Origin of the sequence: Pedobacter sp. (assembly GCF_041662865.1) — a bacterium.
GTDB lineage: Bacteria > Bacteroidota > Bacteroidia > Sphingobacteriales > Sphingobacteriaceae > Pedobacter.
In genome coordinates, this window is sequence record NZ_JBAZRL010000018.1 from 21,578 (window position 1) to 34,262 (window position 12,685).

Consider the following 12,685-nt stretch of genomic DNA (forward strand, 5'->3'; position numbering starts at 1 on the left):
TATAACGAGGGCTTAAAACTATATTTAGGGAAAATTAATTAATAATAACACTTCTAACGTTACCAGTTGGTGCACCACCTTGTCTGTTGCCGCCACTGAATCTTTTCATCATTGCTTCCATTTTAGCTTTATATTCATCAGCAGTAATTGGTACAGCTTTTTTTGGAGCAGTTACATCTTTAGCACCTACATTTCTATATTCAATGCTTTTTGCAACTGTACTATTTCCTTTGTTTTCAATAGCTAAAACTGTTCCGTCAGTCCATAAGTTAGGATTTGGAGAAAAATTAAAACCAAGATCATTAGTATACCAAAGAGCTGTTTCATCAACAACATCTTTATCCATTCCTAAAACTTTTGCTTTACGAATAGATTTCACAATCACTTTATTGCAATTGAAACCAAGGATTTTTTTTGTTTCATCGCTTTTTACTACTTCTAGTGTTGGAGGGCCAGGTAAAAAAACTACCGCACTAGTTTCTGCTGGTGCTGCAGTTGTTGCAGGCGCTCCTTGTTGCTGACCTTGTCTGCCCATATTCATATTAACTGAAGGAGCAGGTAATGCAACGGTTAATTTGCTAGACATTGCATAGGTTGTATCGTTTAAATCGAAAACTTCAACTAATTTTTGATCTGCAAAAGTGTAAAAGTATTCTCTTGCACCGCCGCCGCCGCCAAAGCGCATCATCATACGGGCCATACCGCCACCGCCGCCACCACCATTACTATCTTCAGTTTCTTCAACTGGCATATAGCTCGCATTTGTTGGAGTATACAATAATTCGAAATTCAATTTTGATGATTTAGGCATTCTTGCTATCATTTCATCAGATAGTTTAATGCCATTTGCAGCAGCCATTGCAGCTGGGTCTATTGTAGTTTCAAACTGGATTGCTCCAGATTTTTTTTGTGCCTGAGCCGTTAAGGTTAATGTAAATAAACCAACAAAGGCAATAAGAATTTTTTTCATGGATAATATATCTATTGTTTTGATACTACAAATTTATTGTAGTTTTTAGACTTCAAGTGTTAAAAAAGGTTAATTTATAGAAGTATAACCTTTCTTTTACATTAAATTAGTATTCTGTGCTTTCTAACCAACCATTTGCTAGCACATCAGCAATGTGCATAGTCTTTAAAGGGATGTTGTTCTTTTTGATATAACCTTCTAAGTGCATTAAGCATGATAAATCTGTAGATATAATATATTCCGCTTCCATTTCTAAAGCATTATTTACTTTTTGTTCTGCCATTGCAGATGAAATTGCATCAAATTTAACGGCGAAAGTACCACCAAAACCACAACACATATCCGTATCTTTCATTTCTACCAATTCCAAACCATGCACTTTAGAAAGTAACCGACGAGGTTCTTCTTTTATTTTGCATTCGCGAAGACCACTACAAGAATCATGGTAAACTGCTTTTCCATCTAGCTCCGCTCCAAAATAATCTTTCTTTAACACATTGATTAAAAAATCAGATAATTCGAAAATATTACCTTGTATATTTCTACATTTATTATGAACTATTGTGTTGGTAAACAAGTCATTAAAACCATTTTTAACCATACCAACGCATGAAGCAGATGGCGCTACAATATAATCGCTTTCAGAAAAATCGTTTAAAAATTTGCTACCTATTTCTTTTGCTTGTTCCCAATAACCCGCATTATAAGCTGGTTGTCCGCAACATGTTTGTTTTGAATTGTAACTTACTTCGCAACCGGCTTTTTCTAAAACTTTAATGGTATTAAAAGCAGTTTCTGGGTATAATTGATCTACAAAACAAGGAACAAATAATTCTATCTTCATCGGGAAATATTAAAAATTAAGGCTCCTATTTTTCAATAACAGCAACTGATTTAGGTTGTACTTTTTTCAGGAACAGCAAAAATAGTAATCCTAAAACAAAAAAGATGGCTAATGCGATAACAGAATTTCGCATGCTACCACTTAATTCTTCAATATAACCAAAACTAAACATCCCAAATACTAAAGCAACTTTCTCGGTTACATCATAAAAACTGAAAAAAGAAGTATGATCGGGGCTTTCTTGAGGCAAAAATTTAGAATATGTAGATCGTGATAAGGATTGAATACCACCCATAATTAACCCAATTACAGCAGCTAAAGCATAAAATTGATATTCTGTATGAATAAAGTAAGCTGCAATGCAAGCTCCAATCCATATGAGCACTACTCCTATTAAAACATTTACATTTCCGTATTTTTTAGTAGATAAATACGACATCAGCATTGCACCAGGAATGGCTACAATTTGTAATAATAAAATAGTAGCAATTAATTTTGATGTTGGAAGATGTAATTCTTTTTCGCCAAAAATGGTTGCGACTAACATTACAGTTTGTACACCCATCGAGTAAAAAAAGAATGCGTACAAAAAGCGTTTTAAATACGCCATTTGTTTTACTTGACCCCAAACTTTTTTCAACTCTTTAAAGCCACTAGTCATCACATTTTGTTTCTCGCTTTTAAAATTGGGACTTCCTTTTGGTAGATTTTTAAATGGAATTTGTGCGAAAACCATCCACCATATACCCACCATAAAAAACGATAATCTTGCTGGAATAGAACTATCTGTAATACCAAACCAATCAGGTTTAAAAACAAAAACAAAACAAATTAATTGTAGAATTATACTTCCAATATAGCCGTAAGTAAAACCTTTTGCACTTACTTTATCTTGTTGGTCTATACTAGCAATTTCCGGTAAATAAGAATTATAAAAAACTAAACTTCCCCAAAAACCAATAGCCGCTAAAACAAATAAAACAACGCTGATTTCTAATGTTTCCAGTTTAAAAAAGAATAGTCCACAACAGGCTAAAGAGCCAATGTAAGTGAACATTTGCATGAATATCTTTTTATTCCCTCTTGTATCTGCAATGGAAGATAATATTGGAGAAATTACTGCAATAACCAAAAAAGCAAAAGCCATAGCATAGCTATATAATGCAGAATTCACAAACTTTCTACCTAAAAAGGTTACGTAGTCTATCGTATTGTCATTCTTATCCGAAGTAATAATGGTGTAATACGCAGGAAATATAGTTGAGGTTATAACCAAGTTATAAGCAGAGTTAGCCCAATCGAAAAAGGCCCAAGAGCGAATGACTTTTTTATCGTTTTTCTGTTGCATATATTTATGAGAAACTAAATGTAAATAAAATAATAATAAAGAAGAGAATTGTGCAATCTTGCCTTTTACAAATAATACTTTTTCCCATCTGTTTTAATTTTTCCAGCATCTAATAACTCCCTAATTCTTTCGATTTTATCGTTTTCCATACCTGTATTTAGCTTAGTTACCAACTCATCTAAACTATAATGTTCACTTTGCAATACCGTAATTATTTCAAAATCTATTTTATCTTTTAATTGAGCTAGTTCTTCTATTTTCCTTTCTGCAAGGCAAATATCACAAAAACCACATTTATCAGCATTCGTCTCTCCAAAGTAATGAAGTAATTGTTTACTTCTACATAATGGTGTAGATGCATAAGTTAAAACTGCTTTAAGTTGATCTATTTGTATTTGTTGTCTTAGTTTAATGTATTTTACATCAATATCGAGATGCAATTGATCTGCTCGTGGTACTATAAATTGTAATTGTGGCTTATCGGTTTGTGGTAAATACGATAAAATTTCTAATTGTTGTAAACGATTTAAATGTCCAACAACTTCATTAAAAGAAATTTTTAATCTATTGGATAAATCTGCTTCTTTGATTTTAACATAGCCATCAAAAGCACCACCATAAGAACGTTGAATGGTTTTAATGAGTGGGTCATAACCAGAGTTTTCGATTTGAAACCGGTAAACATCTTCATGACTAGCCGTAAACATAATTCTAGATTGTAAAAATATGTTTTCTGATAAAGCTAAATAACCATCATGTTCCAAAAACTTTAACGACGCTAAGGTTTTAATTACGCCAAGATTGAACTTTTTACAAAAATCAGCTAAATCAAATTCAAAACTTAAACCCTCTCCAGCGCCAAAAGCCAATTGAAAATAGCTTCCTAAATAATGGTATGTTTTTTTAATATCCTCAACTGTTGGATAACTATCTGCATATTTCGCATTTAATATCAATTGATCTGATTTATTAGCCAATAATACAGCAAAAGCACGTTTTTCATCTCGTCCTGCCCTACCAGCTTCCTGATAATACGCTTCTAGGCTATCTGGTAAATCTAAATGGATTACAAAACGAACATTCGGTTTATCAATTCCCATCCCAAAAGCATTGGTGGCAACCATAATTCTAATTACATCTTTCTTCCAATCTTCTTGTTTTTTAAAACGAAGATCTTTTTCAATTCCTGCGTGATAAAAATCTGCCGCAATTCCATTTCGTTGTAAAAAATGAGCAACTTCAGCGGTTTCTCTCCTATTTCTAACATAAACCAAGCCGCATCCTTTTACGTTTTTAGCAATTTCTAACAACTTTTTATGTTTGTCTTCTAAATCGAAAACTACATAGCTTAAATTAGTACGAGCAAAGCTTTTCACAAAGATCTGAGGGTTTTTCAACTCTAGTTTCTGCAAAATATCTTCCTTCACAAAAGCCGTTGCAGTAGCAGTTAAGGCTAAAATTGGCTTATCAGGGTGAATTTCTCGAAGTTCTTTTAGTTTTAAATATGGTGGTCGAAAATCATAACCCCATTGAGAAATACAATGTGCTTCATCGACAGCAATCAAATTCACATTCATATATGAAATGCGTTCGCGAACTATCTCAGAAAGCAATCTTTCTGGTGATAAATAAAGGAATTTAATTTTGCCGTAAATGCAATTATCTAACAGAATGTCGATCTCTCTTTTGCCCATTCCAGCATAAATCGCGATAGCTTCAATTCCTTTTGCCTTTAAGTTCTCCACTTGATCTTTCATCAAGGCAACTAAAGGCGAAACTACAATGCAAATTCCATCCATTACCATTGCTGGCACTTGAAAACATAATGATTTTCCACCGCCAGTTGGCAATAAAGCTAAAGTATCATTTCCATTTAATACCGATTGGATAATTTCATCCTGTAAAGGTCTAAAGTTATCAAAACCCCAATATTTCTTTAATATCTCCGCTTCTGTCATAAAAAGATGTTTTCAAAACTAATAAAAACGGACTGATATTATTAAATTGCGCAACTTAAATAATTACAATTAACTAAGATGAAAAAAATTTCTTTATTCGCTAGCTGTTTATTCCTGCTAATTTCTGCTTCTGCACAAGAGAAAAAAGAGGCCGCAAAATGGGATGTAGAAAAATACAAAGGCCAAACCAAAAACTTCACAATTACTACAGATGAAGGCACTTGGATGAATTTAGATGTTAGTCCGGATGGAAAAGAAATTGTTTTTGATTTATTAGGTGATATTTATAAAATGCCTATAAGTGGGGGTCCAGCAAAGTTATTAAGTGGCGGAGTTGCTTGGGATGTTCAACCGCGTTTTAGTCCAAATGGGAAATATATTTCGTACACCAGCGATAAAAGCGGTGGCGATAATGTTTGGATTATGGATATGGATGGCGGCAATAAAAAACAAATTACGAAAGAAACTTTTCGCCTATTGAATAATGCAACTTGGATGCCGAATAGTGAATATCTAGTAGCTAGAAAACACTTTACTGCCTCACGTTCTTTAGGTGCAGGTGAAATGTGGATGTACAGTATTTACGGCGGGGATGGTGTACAGCTAACAAAAAGAAAAAATGATCAGCAAGATGCTGGAGAACCTAATGTATCGCCAGATGGCAAATTCTTATATTTTAGTGAAGATGTTTCTCCAGGTCCGAATTTTGAATATAGCAAGGATCCAAATGGATTAATTTATGCGATTAGACAATTAGATTTAACGACTGGAAAATTAACCAATTTAATTGCAGAACAAGGTGGTTCTGCTCGTCCACAAATATCGCCAGATGGCAAATTAATGGCTTATGTAAAAAGAGTACGTTTAAAATCAGCTTTATATATTCAGAATATAAAAACTGGTGAAGAATGGCCTTTATATGATGATTTATCTCACGATCAACAAGAAACATGGGCTATTTTTGGGGTTTATCCAAACTTTGCATGGACACCAGATTCGAAAGGTATTGTATTTTATGCCAAAGGAAAAATCAAACAAATTGACTTAAACAATCTACAAGTAAGCGATATTCCTTTCGAAGTTAACAGTTCACAAACTGTTCAACAATCCTTACATTTTGAGCATGATGTTTTTAATCCTGAGTTTACGGTTAAAATGATTCGACAATTAACCACATCGCCAGATGGCAAATTAGTAGTTTTTAATGCCGCAGGTTATTTATACAAAAAAGAATTACCTAACGGGATACCAGAGCGTGTAACCAATGGTATTGATTTTGAGTTTGAACCAGAATTTAGCAACGATGGCAAGTTTGTAATTTATACCACATGGAGCGATGAATTTAAAGGTGCTATAAAAAGAACTGATCTTAAAACCGGCAAAACTATCACATTAACTGATGAAAAAGGGTATTACTATTCTCCATCCTACTCAAATAAAGGTGATAAAATAGTTTTCAGAAAAGGTGTTGGAAATGAAACTTTAGGCTTAACCTATGGAAAAAATACTGGTATTTTTATTATGCCAGCAAATGGTGGAGCAAAAACGTTAATTAGCGAAAGCGGAATTAAACCAATTTTTAATGCAGATGATAGTCGAATTTATTTCCAAGGATATGAAGCTGGTAAAAAAGCTTTTAAAAGCATGGATTTGAATGGAGGCAATGAAAGAACGCATTATACTTCTCAATACGCAACACAGTTTACACCAAGCCCGGATGGAAAATGGATGGCGTTTACAGAATTATTCAACGCTTACATTACTCCAATGGTGACCACTGGTATAGCATTAGATTTATCTGCAAATAACAAAGCTATCCCTTTGGCAAGAGTTACAAAAGATGCTGGAACCTTTTTGCATTGGAGTACAGATAGCAAAAAGTTACTTTGGACATTGGGAGAGCAATATTATAGTAGAGAAATTAAAAATACTTTCAATTTTATTGAAGGTGCACCACAAGTTTTACCAGAGCCAGATACCGCTGGTATTGCGATTGGGTTGAAACTTAAAACAGATGTTCCAACTGGAATTTTAGCCTTAAAAGGTGCTAGAATTATTACCATGAAAGGTGATGAAGTAATTGAAGAGGGAACTATTTTAGTAGAAAACAATAAAATTATCGCTGTTGGGAAAGATGTAAGCATTCCAGCAAATGCTAAAGTTGTTGATGTAACTGGCAAAACAATTATGCCTGGAATAGTTGATGTACATGCGCATTTACGTACAAGTCCAGATGGTATTAGTCCACAACAAGATTGGTCATACTTGGCTAACTTATCTTTTGGGGTAACGACTTCTCATGATCCAAGTAGCAATACAGAAATGGTTTTCAGTCAGAGTGAAATGCTAAAAGCTGGTCGCATGATTGGCCCACGTGTATACTCTACGGGTTCTATTTTATATGGAGCAGACGGCGATTTCAAAGTAGTAATTAATAGTTTAGATGATGCTTTATCTCATTTAAGACGATTAAAGGCAGTTGGTGCATTTTCGGTAAAATCCTATAATCAGCCACGCAGAGATCAGCGTCAGCAAATATTAGAGGCTGCAAGACAGCTACATATGGAAGTTGTTCCTGAAGGGGGTTCAACGTTTTTCACCAATATGAATATGGTTGCCGATGGCCATACAGGGATTGAACATAGTATTCCTGTAACACCAATCTATAAAGATGTAGTTAACTTCTGGAATAATACCAGTGTGGCTTATACCCCTACTTTAATTGTTGCTTATGGAGGTCAGTGGGGTGAGAATTATTGGTACGACAGAACAAATGTTTGGGAAAATGAACGTTTATTGAACTTTACGCCAAGGGCGATTATTGATTCACGTTCTAGAAGGAGAACTACTTCAGAATATGGAGATTATAATCACATTGAAGTATCTAAAGCTGTAAAACAATTAGCAGATGGCGGAACAAAAATCAATTTAGGTGCTCACGGACAAATACAGGGTTTAGGCGCACATTGGGAATTATGGATGTTTGTACAAGGCGGTGCAACACCATTGCAAGCTATTCGTAACGCTACCTTAAACGGTGCAAGCTATTTAGGAATGGATAAAGAAATTGGTTCTTTAGAAGTTGGAAAATTAGGTGATTTAGTCGTACTGGATTCAAACCCTTTAGATGACATTAGAAATTCTGAAAAGATAAAATATGTGATGATAAATGGTAGATTATACGATAGCATGACCATGAATGAAACTGGAACTAGAGAAAAAGTACGGTCTAAATTATGGTTTGAATTAGATAAAGGCGTAGCATTTACAATTCCTTATAGACTATCAGATACTTGGACTTTTACAGTACCAAACTGCGACTAGAATAAATGGATGATGGAAAAGGTAAAAGAGAAGATGGAACTGAAATAGTTCTTTTAACTTCTATCAATGCTCCAATTCAAATTGTTTTCGATTGCGCTAGAAGTATAGATATACATCAATTATCTACTGCAAAAACTAATGAAAAGGCAATTTCGGGTAGAACAAGTGGTTTGTGCGAATTGGGCGATGAAGTAACTTGGAAAGCCAAACATTTTGGAATTTATCAAACTTTAAGTTCCAAAATAACCAAACTAAAAGCTCCTTATTATTTTCAGGATTGTATGTTAAAAGGGGCTTTTAGTTTCATTAAGCGCGACCATTTTTTTGAAGAAACCAACGGTGTAACAGAAATGAAGGATGTATTTGCTTATGGCGTTCCGTATGGAATATTTGGAAAGTTGTTCAATAGAATTATCCTTAAGAATTATATGATTGCTTTGTTAACTGAGAGAAATAGAGTAGTTAAAAAAATTGCTGAAAAAGAATTTGTAATCAATACTTGAGTGTCATTCCGACTTTGGAGGAATCTAGGAGTTGAATTTAACTTTTAGATTCTTCGCTTCGCCCTGAATGACAAAACTGTCTAAAGCACCAATAAACCAAATTCCCTTAAAGTATGTATTGGTTTAGAATACCAGAACAACTCGAAATGTTCTATTGTGTTTTCGAAATCAGTTTTGATTTCTTGAAAAGTGTACTTTTTTTCATTTGAAACTGAAATTTTCTCTAATATAGAAACCAACCACTCTCCTTCTTTTTTTTTGGTTTGGATAGTAAAACTCTCCTTTTTACTATGGAAATTTAAAGTCATTATTTCCCACGAATTGCCCTTTTTAGATTTAGTAAAGGTTTCCATTGTGGGCTTCCCTCCTAACCAAACTATTTTGGCAGTTGGCTTAATAGTAAAACTATCATCGTTATTTAATGCCCTATTAATAAAATTAGATGGAATTGTAGTTCTAGGGATTTTGAAATCAAACCAATCTTGTAGCTTGTAATCAAAGCAAATGCCATGCATAAAATTGAAAAGTGATTTTTTCAGCCCGAAACTAAATTTAGTATGATCAATTCCAGTTTTATCGGTGTAATTGATATCGTTATTGGCAAAAGTTCCAATCGCTTCGGTTTCTTTTACCACACCGAATTTCTCAGGATATAAACCAACTGGACTATGTGCTGTCATTGCAAATTGGTGCCAAAAGCCAGATTGTAAAACCCCAGCTTCAAATAATTGGCGAACCATTTCTAAACTATCAACTGTTTCTTGAATAGTTTGCGTTGGATAACCATACATTAAATAGGCATGAACCATAATTCCAGCTTCAGTAAAATTTCGGGTGACTTTAGCCACTTGTTCAACCGTTACACCTTTATCAATTAGCTTTAATAGTCTATCAGATGCAACTTCTAATCCACCAGAAACGGCAATACAACCCGATGCTTTTAACAACAAGCATAAATCTTGTGTAAAACTCTTTTCAAAGCGGATATTCGTCCACCACGTAACTGAAATTTTTCTTCTTAAAATCTCTAGGGCTACCTCACGCATTAATGCTGGCGGTGCAGCCTCATCCACAAAGTGAAAACCATTTTCACCCGTTTTTTTGGACAATTCTTCAATCCGATCTACAATTAACTTTGCTGCAACAGGTTCATAAACTTTAATATAATCTAATGATATATCGCAAAATGTACATTTTCCCCAATAACAGCCATGCGCCATTGTTAGTTTATTCCATCTACCATCGCTCCACATTCTATGCATTGGATTTACAATTTCAATCACAGAAATATAGTTGTCTAATTGTAAATCAGCATAATCAGGAGTACCTACATCAGCTTGTTTATAATCGCTTCTTAAGGAGTCATTTCTATAAGTAACTTCTCCGTTCTCTAGTAAAAATGTTCTTTTATATAGATTAAATTCACCACCTTTTATAAGTGCACTACATAATAATTCAATTGGCAATTCTCCATCGTCTAGTGTGATATAATCGAAAAATTCGAATACCCTTTTATCAGATAATGAACGTAGTTCTGTATTTGGAAAACCACCACCCATTGATATTTTAATATTCGGATAGTTCTGTTTTACATATTGCGCACAGCGGAAAGCTGAATATAAATTACCAGGGAAAGGAACAGAAATTAGAAATAGTTTGGGTTGAACTTCTTCTAATCTTTTTTTAAGAATATTGATTAAAATTTTATCTACATATGTAGGTTCTTGACTTAAAGCCTCATACAATTCATCAAATGAATTAGCACTTCGTCCTAATCGCTCTGCGTATCGACTAAATCCAAAATTTGGATCGATGCATTCTACAATAAAATCAGAGATATCTTCTAAATAAAGTGTGGCTAAATGTTTCGCTTTATCTTGCGTTCCCATGGCGCCAAAAGCCCAGTCTAGTACTTCTAATTGTGCTACACGAGAAGCTTCTGGCAAAAAATCTTCCTGACAAACCTGTAAAGCTAATGTCGGATTTTTTCCTTGCAAAAAAGCAATTACAGCATCAATGGTTTTGAGATAGTCTTCTTTTAAAGCAAGGATGCGTTGCACATTAAAAGATAATTCTCTTTTGTTTAGCTCAGCGTGAATAAATAAATCATATAATCCTTTTTTAGAGAACAATTCCAAAATCACTTCGATCCCTAAATCGGCTTGAGTTGAAGAAATGTTCTTCGTATTTAGAAAACCTTTTATATACGCAGTTGCAGGATACGGAGTATTCAGTTGTGTAAATGGTGGGGTAATTAAAAGAAGGTCGCTTTTCAAAGGATTGTTTTTACAAAAATACAATTAAGATTATGAATTAGTAGTGTCATACACTAAGTAAGTTATTGTCATCCTTCGTTCATATTACGTTCATCCTTCGTTTATCTTACGTCTTAATAGTATTTATGCAAGCACCGAGCAATAACTTTAAATAAGGGTTGGTTTCCTTTCTATCGCTTTAAGATTGCTTCGTGCCTCGCAATGACGCAAGTAAAAAGCTACAAATTCTGTGCAATTACAAAACCACTTGCCCAAGCCCACTGAAAGTTGTAACCACCAAGCCAGCCTGTTACATCCATACATTCTCCCCCAAAATACAAGCCTGGTATCTTTTTGCATTCTAATGTTTTAGAAGAAATTTCATTGGTATCAATTCCACCACGCATTACCTCTGCTTTATCGTAGCCCTTATCACCCGCTGGCTTAACTTTAAACTCGTGAATAGTCTGATAAATCAACTCCATTTCAGCTTTGCTTAAATCTGCTACTGTTTTAGTTAATGGTAGAAATTTGCCTAATGCATCTGTAAATTTCTTTGCATAAAAACGGTTCAACAACGTTGATAGCAGTGTTTTACCATTCGCTTTACGCTCCTCTTCAATCAATTCTCTTATATTTTGATAAGGCAATAAATTAACATTGAAAACCTCGCCTCTACGCCAATACGATGAAATTTGCAAAATTGCTGGTCCACTTAACCCCCAATGGGTGAATAGCATATTTTCTTCAAAAGAAATTTCATCGTTACTTACTTCACAAAAAACAGAATTTCCCGAAAGTTGTGCGTACCAATCTTCATCTTTTCCAGTAATGGTTAAAGGAACCAATGCAGGTGCAGTTTCTATAATTTTCAATCCATTTTTACGTGCAAAACGCAAGGCGAAATCAGTTGCCCCCATTTTCGGAATTGGCAATCCGCCACTTGCAATTACAACCTTTGGTGCAGAGATAGTTTTAATTTTATCGCATATGGCATAATTTACGATAAATCCGCTCGCTGTTTGCTCAATATCTTTCACCTCAATATTGCACGAAATTTCTTGGTCCATTTCTTCGCAAAGCGATGTAAAAACTTCGACAACATCTCTTGCATTTTTTTGATGAGGAAATAATTGACCTAATGTTTTTTCTTTTCCTACAATGCCATAAGTTTCGAAAAAGCTAATCGTATCTTCAACTGTCCATTGATTAAAGGAAGATTTTAAGAAATGTGGATTTGCAGAAATAAACTGTTCTGTAGTTGCCCATTGATTGGTAAAATTACATCTGCCGCCTCCAGAAATTAAGATTTTAGCTCCTGGCTTACTGTTCTTTTCGAGTACAATAACTTTTTTTCCTAAGAAACCAGCCTGCACAGCACACATCAATCCGCAAGCACCAGCTCCAATAATTATCGCATCTGCATCCATCAATTGGTTTATATTGTTATTTTTGTGCAAAATAAGCATAAATTTATATTCGA

The 12,685-nt window shown here is 34.3% G+C and carries 8 protein-coding genes; 2 read left to right on the top strand and 6 right to left on the bottom strand.

Annotated features, from left to right (window positions below; translation table 11 throughout):
* Window positions 1–34: 34 nt before the first annotated feature.
* From WC622_RS08175 to WC622_RS08190, 4 genes are all read right to left on the bottom strand, one after another.
* Window positions 35–970: a hypothetical protein gene (locus tag WC622_RS08175; protein WP_372819025.1), complete on the bottom strand. Its 936-nt coding sequence runs from the start codon at window positions 968–970 to the stop codon at window positions 35–37.
* Window positions 971–1,076: 106 nt separating this feature from the next.
* Window positions 1,077–1,814: a (Fe-S)-binding protein gene (locus WC622_RS08180; RefSeq protein ID WP_372819027.1), complete on the bottom strand. Its 738-nt coding sequence runs from the start codon at window positions 1,812–1,814 to the stop codon at window positions 1,077–1,079.
* 25 nt (window positions 1,815–1,839) lie between these two features.
* Entirely contained in the window at window positions 1,840–3,162 is a 1,323-nt protein-coding gene (locus tag WC622_RS08185; protein ID WP_372819029.1) for an MFS transporter, read from the bottom strand.
* A 65-nt stretch (window positions 3,163–3,227) separates the two neighbouring features.
* The gene (locus WC622_RS08190) at window positions 3,228–5,120 is read right to left on the bottom strand and encodes an ATP-dependent DNA helicase RecQ (protein ID WP_372819031.1); all 1,893 of its coding nucleotides are present in this window, start codon (window positions 5,118–5,120) and stop codon (window positions 3,228–3,230) included.
* 78 nt (window positions 5,121–5,198) lie between these two features.
* Here WC622_RS08190 and WC622_RS08195 point away from each other — a divergent pair, with 78 nt between their 5' ends.
* Both WC622_RS08195 and WC622_RS08200 read left to right on the top strand, forming a co-directional pair.
* The gene (locus tag WC622_RS08195; RefSeq protein ID WP_372819033.1) at window positions 5,199–8,444 is read left to right on the top strand and encodes an amidohydrolase family protein; all 3,246 of its coding nucleotides are present in this window, start codon (window positions 5,199–5,201) and stop codon (window positions 8,442–8,444) included.
* Between the two features lie 5 nt (window positions 8,445–8,449).
* A complete protein-coding gene (locus WC622_RS08200) occupies window positions 8,450–8,947 on the top strand; it encodes a cell division protein (protein WP_372819035.1) in 498 nt (165 codons plus the stop codon).
* An 80-nt stretch (window positions 8,948–9,027) separates the two neighbouring features.
* Here the strand turns inward: WC622_RS08200 and WC622_RS08205 are convergent, their stop codons facing one another.
* Together WC622_RS08205 and WC622_RS08210 are read right to left on the bottom strand one after the other, a co-directional pair.
* Complete coding sequence (locus WC622_RS08205) at window positions 9,028–11,223, bottom strand: radical SAM protein (protein WP_372819037.1); 2,196 nt, start codon at window positions 11,221–11,223, stop codon at window positions 9,028–9,030.
* A 218-nt stretch (window positions 11,224–11,441) separates the two neighbouring features.
* The gene (locus WC622_RS08210; RefSeq protein ID WP_372819039.1) at window positions 11,442–12,671 is read right to left on the bottom strand and encodes an NAD(P)/FAD-dependent oxidoreductase; all 1,230 of its coding nucleotides are present in this window, start codon (window positions 12,669–12,671) and stop codon (window positions 11,442–11,444) included.
* Window positions 12,672–12,685: the final 14 nt, after the last annotated feature.